Below are 16505 nucleotides of genomic sequence, written 5' to 3'. Positions count from 1 at the left end.
CAATATTAGTTATTACTTGTTTTATTTTTTAGGTATTTTTTAATTTTGGAGGTTTTTTTATGCATGGTGAAGTTCTTCTCGGCGTAATGGGGATTTTGATGATTGCAACCATCGTATGGGCGTTGATTCAATCAAAAACTAACCCAGTTCCTATTTTCGTTATTGTTCCTATTATTGCAGCAGTTATTGTTGGCTTCGGGCCTCAAGATATTTTTGAATTCATCAAAGTAGGTGTTTCTAAAACTTGGTCCACAGCAGTATTGTTCATTTTCTCTATCGTATTCTTCTCCTTGATGGGCGATGTAGGGTTGTTCGATCCTATGGTAAACTGGTTGGCTAAAAAAGCTGGTAATAACATTATGGCTGTTACAATAGCTACTTCCTTGATCGCCGTTATCGCTCACATGGATGGTGCGTTGGCTTCTACCTTGCTTATTACTATCCCTGCTATGTTACCTGTTTATAAAAAATTGCATATCCGTCCAGTTACATTATTGGTAATCATCGGCGCGGCTATGAGTATTATGAACTTGGTACCATGGGGTGGCCCAGTAGCGCGTACAGGCGTTGTATTGAACGCTGACGTTAATGCTTTATGGCAAGAATTAATTCCATTACAAGGTATAGGTTTAGTAATTCTAGTAGTATTTGCTGGTTACATGGGTATGGTAGAAAAACGCCGTGGCGCGGGTCTTAATCCAACAGGCGAAGCAGCTCTTCTTGATAGTACTATTGATGAAGGTGACAACATTGGTCCATCCCAAGCTGATTTCGATGAAATGAAACGGCCTAAATTGATCTGGGTTAACTTGATCATCACTCTTGGTGTAATTGGTCTTCTTTGCTTCACTAAAATTCCTTTGTACGGTGCGTTCATGTTAGGTTTGGCATTGGCGTTGATCATCAACTTCCCTGGTGCAAAAGCGCAATCCAAAGCTATCAAAATGCATGCTGATACAGCGTTAACAATGCCTATGATCTTGTTGGCATCTGGTGTATTCTTGGGCGTATTGAGTGGTACAAAAATGATGGAATCCATGGCTACTTTGCTAATTGGTTTAGTACCAGAAGCTATCGGTGGTCATTTACAAACTGTATTTGGTATCCTTGGTGTGCCAATCGGTATGTTGTTAGGTACTGACTCCTACTTCTTTGGTTTATTACCATTGGCTATTAGCGTAGGTGAAAACTTCGGTGTTGATGGTCATAACATGGCTATGGCAATGTTGATTTCTAAAAACTACGGCGTATTGGTAACTCCTCATGCTGCAACTACATTCTTGGCTTGTGGTTTGGCTGGCGTAGAAATCAAAGATATGTTGAAATTCTGTGCTCCAAGATTATTCATCTTGTCCTTAATTTCCTTAGCAACTGGTGCAATGTTAGGTTTATTCACAATCTAATTAAAACTACATCAGTGAATGTTAGGATAGCATAGCTGATTAGACTTCATAGTATATATTGTTATATGATGAAGACTAAGATTATATAGTAACATACAAAAACTGCTCTTAGAATTTTCTAAGGGCAGTTTTTTTGAACCATTTATTCTCTATATCATAGAGCAATTATGTACTTTTTAGGTTTATTGGGTGGCTTTCAGATGAGCTATAAATCTTGCTTATGGATTATTCAGTTTATTTGTATTGGTGAAAGTTTTGTTACGGTGATAAACTAAAATCATATTAAATATGATATATGTGAATGTAATGGAGCTTATTTGATAAGGTATCATATTATTTTTGTGAATTTGGATACCTAAGAGAAAGAGTGAGGTTTCGTATGAGTAAAATTAAAATGACAACACCATTAGTTGAGATGGATGGGGATGAAATGACCCGAATTCTTTGGCTTGTGGTAATAAAAGTTTTTATGACCACCTATAAATGCGTTCTATTTTTCTTGAATAGGGAAACACAGTATAATAGAAATATAGATGCAGAGCCAAATTTTGTGAGTTAAGAAATTGGTTTTCTGAGTGTCATTTAATGACTTTCATAGGATCAAATTACTTATAATAGGTAGTAAATAATTGCTGATATCTGTTGGCTGATTCATTTACTACCTATTGCATTTATAATTAGTTGAATCATTATTATTTTAGTATGTATGAAAGGATGCAACATGGCTAAATTAGTGAAAGCTGCGCAAGCTGGCTTCGACGAAAAAAATGATGCATTAGTAACGGTTGAACCGATTGCTAGCGGCATCGAACTTGAATTGACTTCCAAAGTTATGCGTCAATACGGCGAACAAATCAGAGAATTGATTTTGAACACAGTAAAAGAATCTGGGTTCGATGGTGTTAAATTAACTGTAGCCGACAAAAATGCTTGGGACTACACAATTAAAGCCCGCGTATTGGGTGCCTTGGAAAGGGGGAGTAAAGCATAATGAGTGCATTAACTGAAGCAGCTAAAAAACGTTTGTCTCGTTCTATGATGTTCGTACCAGGCAATACTCCTAAAATGATCAACAGTGCTGATATCCACGGTTCTGATAGTATCATGTTCGATATCGAAGACTCCGTAGCTATCACTGAAAAAGATACAGCTCGTCTATTGACAGCAGAAGCTTTGAAATCCCGCACTTTCAGAGCAGAGACAGTAGTTCGTATTAACCATCCAACTCAAACACCATTTGGTTATGATGATATGGATGTTATTATTCCTGCAAAACCTGATTTGATTCGTTTACCTAAAACTGAAGACGTATCCGAAGTTGAAATCGTAGCAAAAAAAATTGAAGAAGTAGAAAAAGCTAATGGTTGGGAAGAAGGTACAATCAATATTATCGTTGCTATCGAATCCGTTAAAGGTTTGTACAACGTTCGTGAAATTTGTGCTGGCCCTCGCGTAGTTGGTATCGCTCTTGGTGCCGAAGACTATCGTGCAGACATCCGTACGGGTAAATCCAAACCAGCTGTAGAACTGTTGTTTGCTCGTCAAACTATTCTTCATGCAGCTCGTGAAGCTGGTATCCGTTGCGTAGATACAGTATTCTCCGACGTAAAAGATCCAGAAGGATTCAAGGAAGAAGTAGCTTTCATAAAATCCCTTGGTTTCGATGGTAAGTCTTGTATTCACCCTAGCCAAATTAAAATGGTACATGAAATCTTCACACCAGATGAAAAAGAAATTGCTCACTCTGTGAAAGTATTGAACAGCTATGCTGACGCATTGCGCAACAACAAAGGCGTTATTAGTGTAGACGGTAAAATGATTGACGGTCCTATCGTAGTTCGTGCACAACGTGTTGTTGATAAAGCTCGTGCAGCAGGTATTAAAGTTGAATTAGAGGAAGGAGCAGAATACGATGTTAAATAAAGTAGGGTGCGATATTCCAACAAATATTCCAGCATTAGAAGGTCGTGAAGTATACCAAGGTGAATTTGCTATTGAAGCAAAAGCATCCCGTGCAGGTAAACCAGTTCACACAACTCGTGTTGGTGACAATAAAATCTTGGCTTCCATCGATGAAGCAATCGAAAAAGCAGGCGTAAAAGATGGTATGACATTATCTTTCCACCATCATTTCCGCAATGGCGATTATGTTATGAAAATGGTTATGGAACGTATCCAAGCAAAAGGTATCAAAGATATCACAATCGCTTCCAGTTCCTTGTCCCCATGTCATGAATTTTTGGTTGAAATGATCCAAGATGGTACTGTAACAGCTATTGAAACATCTGGTCTTCGTGATCGTTTGGGTAAATTCTTGACACAAAATCCTGGCGTGTTAAAACGCCCTGTAGTGATTCGTTCTCATGGTGGTCGTGCTCGTGCTATTGAATGTGGCGAAGTTCATATCGATGTAGCATTCATGGGTGCTTCTACTGCAGATCCTCGTGGTAACTGCACAGGTATGATGGGTAAATCTGCATGTGGTGCTATGGGTTATGCTATGGTTGATGCAAAATATGCTGATAAAACTGTAGTTATCACTGATAACTTGGTTGACTATGTATATCCATACTCCGTTCCTCAAACTGATGTAGACTACGTAGTTGTAGTTGATGAAATTGGTGATCCAGCTGGTATTGCATCCGGTGCTGTTGGTTTCACTAAAAACCCTATTCAAATTAAAATCGCTGAATTAGCTGGCGAATTTTTGGATCAAGCGGATATCATTCGTGAAGGCTTTGTATTCCAATTAGGTGCTGGTGGTGCTCCATTGACTGTGGCTAAATTCATCGCTGAAAAACTTCGCAAACGTGGTGAAACTGCTGGTTTTGCTATTGGTGGTGCTACAGGTGTTCTTAGCGGTATGCTTGAAGAAGGCTTGATTAAAGCTATCTATGACACTCAAACATTCGACACTACTGCAGCAGCATCCTTGCATGCTAACCCTGCACATATCGAAATGAGCGCTTCTATGTACGCGAACCCTTGGACAGATTGCACAACTAACTACTTAGACGTAGTTTTCTTGGGCGCTACTGAAATCGACGTTGACTTCAACGTAAACGTTATGACTGACTCCAATGGTGTATTGATGGGCGCTTCTGGCGGTCACTCCGATACAGCAGCTGGTGCAAAATGCACAGTTATCACTTGCCCATTGATTCGTGGTCGTTTGCCAATGATTCGTGACAAAGTATCCACAGTAATCACTCCTGGTACTTCCGTTGACGTATTGGTAACTGAATACGGTATCGCTATCAATCCAGCTCGTCAAGACTTGGTTGAAAAATTTGCAGACAGCAACTTGCCAATTTACACAATTCAAGAATTGCAACAAATGGCATATGATCTTGTAGGTACACCACAAGATATTCCTGTGTCCGACAAAGACGAAGATATCGTGGCTATCGTTGAATACCGCGATGGTACTATTTTGGACGTTGTTCGTAAACCTTTATAAGGTGTAACGGCAATACGGTATCTGCGATAACGCTAGAATTGCTTAACTCCCCGTTGGGTGAGTGCTGATACAAACACCCCGTGCTCCGGATTTGGCTCTCTACACTGAAGTGTAAAGTTCGCCAAGCCCCGGAACACGGGGTGTTTTGGTATTGGATGTAATGTACGGCTAGGGGGAGTTAAGGCAATTCTGGGTTATCTCCGAGGTGTTTTGCGGTGACGCGCTGATAGGGGGTTCACGGTTTACGCACGACGCCATGAACGGTAGCGCGCGGTATTCTACGAGTCGCACTCTAGGTGGGTGAAATGGTTCTAGGCGGGGCCTCGTCCCCAAAGGGGACATGGGCCCCACCGTGAACCATTTCGTATTGAACGGGACACTGACGATATTTACGGCAAAGGATTGTAGGTGTACTTCGCTCCCTGCGGTCGCATTATCTATCGTGCATGCCTCGACCCTAGACGGGTCATAGGCTCAGTTCGACGATAGCGCTATTTTGGTACGGTGCCCTCGGCTAGCGAAGCTAGCCATTGGGTTAGCTTCTGCTATAGTGCTGATAGGTTAGTGTGCCTCGGCCCTAAACGGGTCATTGACTCAGTTCTACAATAGCGGTGTTTATTTATTTCGTGTATAATTATACTTATAGAATGTAAAATGATGGAATTGCTGGGCTTAAGTAGTTAGTAGTATGAGGCAAGAGGAGGGCTTGTTTTGGAGGATTGGAAACGTACGGTATACATATCCTTCTTGTGTACGTTTTGTACATCCTTTGGGGTGAGTCAATTATCACCAATCTTACCATTATATTTTCATGAGATGGGTGTAGAGTCTGCAGAGGAGTTAGCTCGTTGGGCTGGCTTGGCCACGGGTGTTACTTATTTGGTGGTTTGTTTGTCGGCTCCATTTTGGGGGCGGATGGCTGATAAGCATGGCCGAAAGATTACGTTGATTCGATCAAGCTTTGGTATGGCTATATGTAATTTTATCATTGCTTTTCAACATACCCCAGAAGGTGTTGTATTTATGCGTTTGATTCAAGGGTTAGTAAGTGGCTTTTATACAGCATGTATTACGTTAATTGCTGCGGAAACGCCATTGGATCATACGGGATGGGCATTGGGATTGCTTGCTTCAGCCCAATTAAGTGGTAGTTTGGTAGGTCCATTAATAGGGGGCTATATTGCGGATGAAATTGGTATCCGTAATGATTTTATTCTTGTAGGCTGTTTGATGCTCATTGCATTTATTTTGTCATATTTATTTATACATGAAAACTATGTTCCTAATAAGGATAAGGTGACATTAACTTTTAAACAGTTGAAAGTGGCCTTACCAGAGTTTGATGCCATAGTGGCATTGTGTATTACGTCTTTTATTTATGCCATTTGTATTATGTCCCTGCAACCAATTATTGCGGTATATATTAAGGGCATTGTACCACCAGAAACGGAAAACCTTGGATTTATTGCCGGGGCTGTTTTTTCTATGATGGGCCTAGCGCAATTAGTAAGTAGTTCTCCCATAGGCGGATTAGTTGATCGTATTGGGGCTCGAAAGGTTTTAATCACGAGTTTGATTTATGTGGGGGTATTAAATATTCCTCAAGCTTATGTAACCGATGTGTATCAATTGGCAGCCGTTCGATTCTTGCAAGGTTTAGGCCTTGGCGGCATGTTGCCGGCGTTGAATACGTTTTTGGCATCAAAAATTGATAAAGCATTGTCAGGCCAGGTATTTGCCTACAATCAGTCATGTCAATTCTTTGGCTATTTTATCGGTGCTGTTTGTGGATCGAATCTGATGGCTCTTTTAGGGTTTACCACATTGTTCTGGGCATCAGGTCTGTTGTTCATTGTGGCTGCTATCTGGGTAGCGTTTAAATTAAAATAGAAAAAGGGTGTTAGCCTTAGATGTATGTCATCGTAAGCTAATACCCTTTTATAGTTTTAGAGTTTTTTTACATCCGGTACTTTGCCCGGATTAGCATCAAAGTCTAACTCATGATTAACCTTGGCGGCTGGTGGTTTGACTTGAAGGTCTGGGAATTGCCATTGCAGTTGTTTAATTTCCCAGTCGAATTTGGCACTGTCCGAGCGAAGATAGAAGATTTGTTTATTAATATCATCAATCATGCTACCGTGCATGTTGCTACGACCTTCGAGATTGGTAATGCGACTTTCATAACTGTATACATCACTCGTGTCATGGTCTAGCGCATGTTGATCTAGCAAAGCCACTATCATCACTTGTTGATATATGACGACGCCGGCAAGGATTAATATAGCAATCCAGAGCGGTGTCATTTTTGCTTTCAAAAGGGCCCGCAATTTTGATGCGAGCCCGTTGTTTTGAATCATTAGTTTTGTTCCTCAGGATGGAAACCAGGTAATGGTAATTTAGAATTAACAAAATCAAGCCATAAACGAGAAGCGTGGGAGAGGTAGTGACCTTTTTTCCAGATAACATACAATGTATGTGTAATTTCTGGAACGAGTGGACGTACTACAACTTTGGAACCTACTTCAGTATTCTCTCCTTCAGTAGGACAGAGACGACTTGGTAACATAGCGATAGCCAAATCAGCAGATACAGTTTGTAACATCAAATCGCGTTGGCTCGTCTCAAATACGATATGAGGTTGGAACCCAGCATGTTTGCAAGCCTTAATGATTTCATCATGTAAATTGAAATCATCCTTGTGTAATACAAAGGCTTCTTCTGAAAGTTGTTCTAGTCTTAATTCTTTTTCTTTTGCTAGAGAACTACTCTTTGGCAAGATTACAGCTAAAGGATCGCTAGTAAGATAGAAAAATTCGAATTCTTTTGGATTTGGTCTTGTACAAATGATACCAATATCAATCAAACCTTCTTGGACACTAATTTCAACCTTCTTGGAGCCTTGCTCGTATAATTCTAATTCAATTTGAGGATATACCTTTTTGAACTCACCTAATAGCTGCGCAAAAATTGGTGCATCAGTGATTGGAGGAATACCAATTCTGATAGAACCTTGCTCTAATCTAAATTCATTTTCAAAATCAGTTTTTAAGTGTTCGAACATGAATACTACACGTTTAGCATGAGTAAGGAAAATGGTACCACCATCAGTCAATTCCACAGATTTAGCATTACGCATAAAGAGCACTACCCCTAGTTCGTCTTCTAAGGCTTTAATAGTACGGCTGATGGCTGATTGTGAAATGTGTAAGTTGCGAGCGGCTTTACTGAAACTCTTTTGGTCAGCAACTTCAACAAAATATTTTAAATGGTGAAAATCCATAGGACACCCCCTGAAACATAACTACGGGTTATAAGTAATCTGAACGCATAAATGAGAACCAATATTACTTAGCATTACTTAATTGCAATTAACCATGATTAAATGTAAATCATAAGTCGCGGAATTGGCAAGGCTTCGACCCTTGTTTGTATTGCAACTACAGGCCTTGAAAGTTTATAATTAAGGTACAAGGCTGTATCAAGTTATGATATTAGGAATTATAGGTTGTGCTCCATTAAACTAGCACAAAACAATATAATGCTAATAATATATAACATATATATTATTGCATTATTTTGCGATGTGCGCAAGTTTGTAATGGTTATTATTCCTATACATTATAATAGGTTAAGCAAGTGTACTTTATTTTGCTTTATGTTTAAGGAGGCAATAATCACATGAGTCGTAAATTTAAAACTATGGACGGCAACCAAGCGGCTGCTCACGTATCTTATGGTTTTACAGAAGTGGCAGCGATTTACCCAATCACTCCATCTTCTCCAATGCCAGAACACGTTGACGAATGGTCTGCATCTGGTCGTAAAAACATCTTCGGTAACACAGTTCAAGTTGTAGAAATGCAATCTGAAGCTGCTGCTGCTGCCGCAGTTCACGGTTCCTTACAAGCAGGCGCTTTAACAACTACTTTCACATCTTCCCAAGGTCTGTTATTGATGATTCCTAACTTGTACAAAGTAGCTGGTGAATTACTTCCAGGTGTATTCCAAGTTGCTGCTCGTGCATTAGCTGCACATGCTTTGGCGATCTTCGGTGACCACCAAGACGTTATGGCTGCTCGTGCAACTGGCTGTGCTATGTTAGCTGAATCTTCCGTACAAGAAGTTATGGACTTGAGCGCAGTAGCACATTTAACAGCTATCAAAACTCGTGTACCTTTCATCAACTTCTTCGACGGTTTCCGTACTTCCCACGAAATTCAAAAAATTCAAATTTGGGATTATGAAGATTTAAAACCATTAGTAGATATGGAAGCAGTTCAAGCGTTCCGTGAACGTGCATTGAATCCAGATGCTCCTGTAACTCGTGGTACTGCAGAAAACCCTGACGTTTACTTCCAACATCGTGAAGCATCCAACAAATTCTACTTAGCTCTTCCAGACGTTGTAGAACATTACATGGGCGAAGTTAACAAATTGGCTGGTACTAACTACCAATTGTTCAATTACATCGGTGCTCCTGATGCTACTGACGTAATCGTAACTATGGGTTCTTCCGCACAAGTAGTAGAATCTACTGTTGATTACTTAAACAAATTGGGTCGCAAAGTTGGTTTCATCAACGTTCATTTGTTCCGCCCATTTGCTACTGATCGTTTGTTAAAAGCACTTCCTAAAACTGTTGAACGCATTGCAGTTCTTGACCGTACAAAAGAACCAGGCGCATTAGCTGAACCATTGTTCTTAGACGTTCAAGCAGCAGTTGTTGACGGTGGTTTGAATGTAAAAGTTATCGCTGGTCGTTATGGCTTGTCCTCCAAAGATATCATCCCTGCAGATGTTGTTGCAGTATTTGATAACTTGGCTTCTGAAAGCGGTAAAAAATTCTTCACATTGGGTATCAATGATGATGTTACATTCTTATCCTTGGAACGCGCTCAAGGTGTAGACGTTAATACTGAAGGCCTATCCGAATGTAAATTCTGGGGCTTCGGTTCTGACGGTACTGTTGGTGCGAACAAATCTGCTATCAAAATCATCGGTGACCACACTGATTTGTATGCACAAGCATACTTCGATTATGACTCCAAAAAATCTGGTGGCGTAACAATGTCTCACCTTCGTTTTGGTAAAAACCCAATCAACTTACCTTACTTGATTACTGAACCTCAATTCGTTGCATGTCATCGTCAATCCTATGTACATGACTACGATTTGATTCGTGGTATCAGAAAAGGTGGTACATTCTTATTGAACTGTACTTGGACTCCAGAAGAATTGACAGAACATTTACCTGCTAAATTACGTCGCGAAATTGCTGAAAAAGAATTGAATTTCTACATCATCAATGCTGCGAAAATCGCTTCCGAAATCGGTTTGGGCGGTCGTATCAACATGGTAACTCAAGCTGCATTCTTCAAATTGACTGAAATCATCCCTGTTGATGAAGCAATCAAATACTTGAAAGATTCCGTAGTAACTTCTTATGGTAAAAAAGGTCAAAATATCGTTGACATGAACAATGCTGCTATCGACGCTGGTGTTGATGCACTTGTAAAAGTTGACGTTCCTGCAGACTGGAAAAATGCTGTAGAAGAAGGTACTAAAGCAACTAAACCTGGTTGCGAAACTTGCCCATCTTTCGTACAAAATATTGCACAACCAATCAATGCACAAGCTGGTTATGATTTACCTGTATCCACATTTGAAGGTTACGAAGATGGTACATTACCTGCAGGTACTGCAGCTTACGAAAAACGCGGTGCTGCATTATTCGTTCCAAAATGGTTGCCTGAAAACTGTATCCAATGTAACCAATGTTCCATCGTGTGTCCACATGCTACAATTCGTCCTATCTTAGCGACAGAAGAAGAAGTAGCAGCAGCTCCTGCACACTTCGACACTATCGATGCACTTGGTGCTAAAGATCTTAAATTCCGCATCGCAGTATCCCCATTGGACTGCTTAGGTTGCGGTAACTGTGTTGACATTTGTCCATCCCCTAAAGGTAAAGCTATCGTAATGACTTCCATCGACAGCGAAATCGAACAAGCAGAAGCATGGGCATATGGTGTAGCTCTTCCTACAAAAGCTAACCCAATGAAAAAAGACACAGTTAAAGGTTCCCAATTTGAAAAACCATTATTCGAATTCTCCGGCGCTTGCGCAGGTTGTGGTGAAACTCCTTACGCTAAATTGATTACTCAATTGTTCGGCGATCGTATGATGATTGCGAATGCTACTGGTTGTTCCTCTATCTGGGGTGCTTCCATGCCAGCTTCTCCATACACAACTAACCAACAAGGTCAAGGTCCTTCTTGGGCAAACTCCTTGTTCGAAGATAATGCTGAATACGGCTATGGTATGTACATCGGTACTAAAAAAGTTCGTGAGCAATTAGTGGCAACTGCTGTAGCAGCTGCAGCTACTGCAACTGGCGAATTGAAAGCAGCTCTTGAAGATTGGGCAGAAAAAGCTCAACAAGGTGCTGGTTCTCGTGACCGTGTAAATCGTTTGTTAGCAGCAATCGAAGCTGAAGGTGCTACAACTCCTGAACTTCAAGAAATCGTTGCTAAAAAACAATACTTGGTTAAACGTTCCCACTGGATCTTCGGTGGTGACGGTTGGGCATACGATATCGGCTTCGGCGGTGTTGACCATGTATTAGCTTCTGGCGAAGACGTTAACATTTTCGTATTCGATACTGAAGTATACTCCAACACTGGTGGTCAAGCGTCTAAATCTACAAACGTAGCAGCAGTTGCTCAATTCGCAGCTTCTGGTAAACGTACTAAGAAAAAAGACCTTGGCATGATGGCAATGTCCTATGGTTATGTATACGTAGCTCAAATCGCTATGGGTGCAGATAAAAACCAAATGATGAAAGCTATCACAGAAGCAGAAGCTTATCCAGGTCCTTCCTTGATCATCGCTTACAGCCCATGTATCAACCATGGTATTAAAGCTGGTATGGGTAAAGCTCAAGAAGAACAACGCAAAGCAGTTGCAGCTGGTTACTGGGATCTTTACAGATACAACCCTGCTCTTAAAGAACAAGGTAAAAATCCATTCTCCTTGGATTCCAAAGAACCAACTGAATCCTTCCAAGACTTCTTGAAAGGCGAAGTACGTTACGCATCCTTAACTAAAGCAGCTCCAGATGTTGCTGAAGAATTGTTCGCTAAAACAGAACAAGATGCTAAAGAACGTCGCTTAAGCTATGTACGCTTACAAAAAGGTTTTGAAGACGTAAAATAATTCAACTAAATATAGGCTAGGTGAGTTGGCAACAACTCTCTAGTGATATCTACGAATTAGATACGTTCTAATAGAAAAGGTGTCCTCGAAAGAGGGCACCTTTTTTGGTATAATAAACGTATAATGCTTAGAATGTATGATTTAGGATGTGTATATAGAGTAGGAGAGGTTTATGAAACGTAAATATTTGTTAGGTCTTATAACATTACTCGTAACAACTTCATTTGCAGGGGCGCCACGGAGTTTCGCAGCTGATGCAGTGGTAGCAACAACATCTCAAGTTACTAAATCAACGATCCAACAGGGGGTACAAAGAATGAGTGAAGACACAAAGAAAGATCTCTCCAAGAAGCACGATAATTTCTATTGGTTAGGACAAATCAATAAGGCATCTATCATTATCAACACTGATGAAGGTTTATTAGACAAGAAATATAGTGCTGATTTTGCGAAGGCGTTGCAAACAGTTATTCATAATGGTAATTTATTTACAGGCCTTTGCGACAGGATTTGAACGTGATTATGAACGCATTGATCATATGTATGACCATATTAATCGCAGCCCTATGGGATCCATGGTATTAAATGGTACAGGTTGGTCACTCAATCGTGAACGCATGGCGAGTTACTTAGGATTTGATAGTGTTTTTGACAACTCCTATGATGCAACGCAACTGTATACATTAGAATACCCTGTAGAGGCGGCTGGTGTGGTAACACCGATTGCTATTCGTGTGGGCAATTTTATTGAGGATTTGATGACTCAATATGCGCAACCACATCCACGGATTCTCTTACAAGAAGGGGGCAAGAATACCTATGTATCCAGTGCGATGCCACAAAAACGTAATCCTGGTATTTTGAATAATACGCGTATGGATGCATCTACTATTGTAGGTGATGCACAAGGTGCTATTATTTGTACCCATAATACGACTCCTGGACTTATTGACTCCCGCAGTCCATTAACCGTGGAAATGGTCCGCGATACAGCAAAATTGCTAGATCAATTTGATGATGTACTACAGGCTTTACAAATCGATCCAGTTCGGGCAGAACAAGAACTGAACCTAGATTGGACAGCCTCTCAAGAATTAGCAGATACATTGATGCGTGATTACGATATTCCATTCCGCGTTGGTCATCACGTGGCCTCCGATATGGTAACGGTGGCGCGTGCCAACGATTACCATCCAACAGATTTCCCATATGCTGAAATTCAACGAATTTACGCTGAGGATATTGCCCATGCAGATATTTCTGAGGCTCCTCGTACTTTCCCTCTTAGTGAAAGCCAATTTAGAGAGGTCCTCAACCCACGCCGCATTGTAGAACGCCGTGCTACCAAAGGTGGTCCACAACCAGCTGAGGTGGATCGCATGATTCGTGAAAGCAAAGCACAAGTGGCGAAACAAGAACAAACAACTGCAAAACGTACGGAACAGATCAAATCTAGTTTGGAACGATTGGAACGAGATTTCCAAGCCTATTTGAAATAACTGAACAGACCTTGCAAAGCTATTTGAATTAACTCTGCAATATTCCTGACACTACTTGAAGTAAGTAGAATGATATACCCCTGATATAATATAGAAATTGAGGACATAATGAGCAAAGATGATCAACAACAAGAGATTTACCGTGAATTGGGATACACCTCCCAACCGTTTCCCTATACTACGCCAACTTATTTAGAAGCCCATGCTCGTTTGTTGGGATTAACACCACCACCTGCTAAAACGGCTCGCGTATTGGAGCTAGGGTCTACCTTTGGTGGGAATATTATCTCTCAAGCGGTGTATCATCCTGAGGCGACTTTCACAGGCGTGGAATTGTCTACGAGTCAAGTGGAACAAGGGCAAGCTATCATTGCTGAAATGGGACTAAATAATGTACAACTCGTGCAAAAGGATATTCTTGATATTGACGCAGATTTTGGACAATTTGATTACATCATCGCTCATGGTACGTATTCCTGGGTAAACGACGATGTGAAAGATGCCATGCTCCGCGTGATTTCAGAAAATCTAGTAGATAATGGCATCGCCTATGTATCCTATAATACGTATCCTGGGTGGCATACGATGGAGGAAGTGCGTCAGCTCATGTTGTTCGCCAATAAATCTCGCCCTGAGCTCAGCCATGGTGATAAGGTGAAACGTGGCAAATACGTGGCCAGTGTGGTAGGTGCTCAAATTCTCAATTATGATGATTTGCAAAAGAAAAATGCTAAATTCTTAAATGCCCTTCGCCAAACTGTGCAGAAACATGATTACTATGTAGGTCATGATCATTTGGAACCCAATAATGACCCTGTGTATTTCCATCAATTTGTTGACCATTTAGCGGAACACGGCTTGAGCTATGTGTGCGATGCGGATTTAACATTGTCCATGGTAAAACGCTTGGACATTGTGCTAGCTGAAAAATTAGTATCCTTGAATCCTGTTGCGGGCGAATTGATGAACGGCTCAGTCTGCCAAATCGGTGCGGATGGTGTGGCCAATCAAGTGGTATTAGAGCAATATGTGGACTTCGTTCTGGATACGCAATTTAGAAAATCCATTATTTGTAAAAATAGCGCTGTAGAAAGCGTTAATTATGCGATTAGCGATACATTTAATGGTATATCCATTGATGATGAGACTAGTAGTACTGTTACTCCAACGGATAATGACCTTGTGAAAGCTGTCATGGATGAGTTCTATTACGACATCCTCTTTGAGGAAGAATTCCTTGGTTCCTTCGAGGATCAAGTTGTGAAATCTGTATTCCATGCGTTGATGCAAGGGCACCAAACTTTCACCATGGCGGAGGCTATGGCCCTTTTGAAAGCTGACATGAAATCCAAAAGCCAAACGGTAGAGGCTATGCATGAGGAGAATTTGTATCAAATGGTGCTAGACCATATGATTCGTGGGGGCATTCGATTTGCTTTCACCAAGGTGGAAAAACCGAAATACGTGGATAACAAATCCTATGTGCCTGAGCGTTTTGTTACGTTCGTGAAATCCGTGGTGAACGGAGCGGCTAAAGGGTTTATGTATCCGGGCACGCCATACAACGAGGCCATCGGTGATGTAACCGAGGAGGACCTTAGTTTTATGACATTGTTGAAAGAATCAAAAACCAAGACGGAGTTGAAGAAGGAGATCATTGCAACTGCATTCGGTGATGGCAGTGGTAATCCGAAAAACTATGAGGCTATGGCTGAGGAGTATTACAAAGCATTGGTGAATCGCATGGAATTATTTGGGTTCTTAGAAAATAAATAGAGGATGACAATTAGTAATTGGATGTACTAGCTGTAGAAAATTTGAGTAGTAATAAATTATTAGGTGAAATGATGCGTAGAAAAGATAGAGAATTACCTGTTGAATTAATCCCAGAGGTGATGGAACAAGCGTTATTTGGCACATTAGCTACTGTAAATAAGGACGGCGTTCCGTATTCTTTGCCAATTAGCTATGTATATGATGGCAAAGCTGTGTATGTACATGGCACCACAACGGGTCAAAAAATCGATAACATCATGGCAAATCCAAATGTATCATTTAGCGTGGTCACTGATGTGGAAACATTGCCAGATAAATTTAGTACGAAATATAAAAGTGTTATAATCACAGGTACTGCCGAAATCATTCCTAGTGATGCTGAGGAATGGGGCTATGCACTAAAACTATTTTTAGATAAATATTCTGCTGACTTTATGGAGCCAGGCATGAAATACATTAATAGTGCGCACAAATCAACGGCTGTCATCAAAATTAATGTGGATCAATTGACTGCAAAAGGTCATTTATAGTAAATTCTCAAATTTAATGCAATGGCAAAATTTTCTCTATATCTTTTTCTCGCTCCTAAACGCCTTCGGCGTAATGTCGCATTGAAATAAGATACAGAGGAAATTTTTGTATGCATAGGTTTTGAGGAATTTTGTGGCACTGGCGGGGAAACGCGGGTGTATTGTACCGCTTGGGGTACTCTGTAGGTTGGTTGATGAGATTTCCGCAACGTGGGTAGAGCGGGCCGGAATGGGCACGTTCTACGGGATGTGTGGAGGTGGGCTCGCTCATACTGCTCTATGGACTACGGTTGTGAACGTGCAATTAAAGATAGATGCTAGGAATGGGAGGTTACTGCGGCTCTCAGGGTATTCGTGTGTTAGAGCTATGGACACAGACGTGGCTCTTTGTGCTCTGCACAAATTCGCAGTGGGAGTGTGTCCGTAAATTGTAGAATGAAATTGAACACTAAAACTAAATAAAAAGATCCATAGGATTGCATCAATGGTAAAATTAAGTCACGACACAAAATTAACCGGAGGCAATCACTATGGACTACCTAAATAATACCATTAATACCCTACCTCGCGAAAGAGGACAACACTTAAGATTTGAAGATCGATGCGAAATCAAAGTGCTCCA

Annotated in this window: 13 protein-coding genes; 11 read left to right on the top strand and 2 right to left on the bottom strand. The window is 40.8% G+C overall.

Translation table 11 applies throughout. The annotated features are described in order from the left end of the window. Positions 1-59 precede the first annotated feature (59 nt). The 6 genes from RVY80_RS07945 to RVY80_RS07920 all read left to right on the top strand — a co-directional run bounded on the left by RVY80_RS07945 (position 60) and on the right by RVY80_RS07920 (position 6753). A complete protein-coding gene (locus RVY80_RS07945) occupies positions 60-1403 on the top strand; it encodes a CitMHS family transporter (protein ID WP_317330174.1) in 1344 nt (447 codons plus the stop codon). Between the two features lie 379 nt (positions 1404-1782). Continuing rightward, positions 1783-1962, top strand: a complete 180-nt coding sequence (locus RVY80_RS07940) for a hypothetical protein (RefSeq protein ID WP_295190900.1) — start codon at positions 1783-1785, stop codon at positions 1960-1962. A gap of 162 nt (positions 1963-2124) precedes the next feature. Beyond that, positions 2125-2394: a citrate lyase acyl carrier protein gene (citD, locus tag RVY80_RS07935; RefSeq protein ID WP_295190897.1), complete on the top strand. Its 270-nt coding sequence runs from the start codon at positions 2125-2127 to the stop codon at positions 2392-2394. After that, complete coding sequence (locus tag RVY80_RS07930; RefSeq protein WP_295190894.1) at positions 2394-3326, top strand: aldolase/citrate lyase family protein; 933 nt, start codon at positions 2394-2396, stop codon at positions 3324-3326. The genes citD and RVY80_RS07930 overlap by 1 nt, the downstream gene beginning before the upstream one ends. Further along, complete coding sequence (citF, locus tag RVY80_RS07925) at positions 3316-4863, top strand: citrate lyase subunit alpha (protein WP_317330173.1); 1548 nt, start codon at positions 3316-3318, stop codon at positions 4861-4863. Before RVY80_RS07930 ends, citF begins: the two co-directional genes overlap by 11 nt. A gap of 711 nt (positions 4864-5574) precedes the next feature. Continuing rightward, on the top strand, positions 5575-6753 hold the full coding sequence (locus tag RVY80_RS07920; protein WP_317330172.1) for an MFS transporter: 1179 nt from the start codon (positions 5575-5577) through the stop codon (positions 6751-6753). A 56-nt stretch (positions 6754-6809) separates the two neighbouring features. Here RVY80_RS07920 and RVY80_RS07915 read toward each other — a convergent pair whose 3' ends face one another. After that, positions 6810-7220: a hypothetical protein gene (locus tag RVY80_RS07915; RefSeq protein WP_317330171.1), complete on the bottom strand. Its 411-nt coding sequence runs from the start codon at positions 7218-7220 to the stop codon at positions 6810-6812. Continuing rightward, complete coding sequence (locus RVY80_RS07910) at positions 7220-8143, bottom strand: LysR family transcriptional regulator (protein ID WP_295193453.1); 924 nt, start codon at positions 8141-8143, stop codon at positions 7220-7222. The genes RVY80_RS07915 and RVY80_RS07910 overlap by 1 nt, the downstream gene beginning before the upstream one ends. Before the next feature lie 398 nt (positions 8144-8541). On the opposite strand from RVY80_RS07910, the gene nifJ reads away from it, so the two are divergent. From nifJ to RVY80_RS07885, 5 genes are all read left to right on the top strand, one after another. After that, the gene (nifJ, locus tag RVY80_RS07905) at positions 8542-12078 is read left to right on the top strand and encodes a pyruvate:ferredoxin (flavodoxin) oxidoreductase (RefSeq protein ID WP_317330170.1); all 3537 of its coding nucleotides are present in this window, start codon (positions 8542-8544) and stop codon (positions 12076-12078) included. Between the two features lie 172 nt (positions 12079-12250). Beyond that, complete coding sequence (locus tag RVY80_RS07900) at positions 12251-12592, top strand: hypothetical protein (RefSeq protein ID WP_317330169.1); 342 nt, start codon at positions 12251-12253, stop codon at positions 12590-12592. Then, positions 12555-13577, top strand: coding sequence for a lyase family protein (locus RVY80_RS07895; protein WP_317330168.1), 1023 nt, complete (start codon positions 12555-12557; stop codon positions 13575-13577). The genes RVY80_RS07900 and RVY80_RS07895 overlap by 38 nt, the downstream gene beginning before the upstream one ends. Before the next feature lie 108 nt (positions 13578-13685). Continuing rightward, a complete protein-coding gene (locus tag RVY80_RS07890; protein ID WP_317330167.1) occupies positions 13686-15353 on the top strand; it encodes a class I SAM-dependent methyltransferase in 1668 nt (555 codons plus the stop codon). Positions 15354-15394: 41 nt separating this feature from the next. Then, the gene (locus RVY80_RS07885) at positions 15395-15883 is read left to right on the top strand and encodes a pyridoxamine 5'-phosphate oxidase family protein (RefSeq protein WP_295190868.1); all 489 of its coding nucleotides are present in this window, start codon (positions 15395-15397) and stop codon (positions 15881-15883) included. Positions 15884-16505: the final 622 nt, after the last annotated feature.

Origin of the sequence: Veillonella absiana (assembly GCF_032970865.1) — a bacterium.
In the GTDB taxonomy this organism is placed as follows: Bacteria; Bacillota; Negativicutes; order Veillonellales; family Veillonellaceae; genus Veillonella; species Veillonella absiana.
Note: the sequence above shows the minus strand (reverse complement) of the source record. Positions and strands in the feature narration are given on the sequence as shown.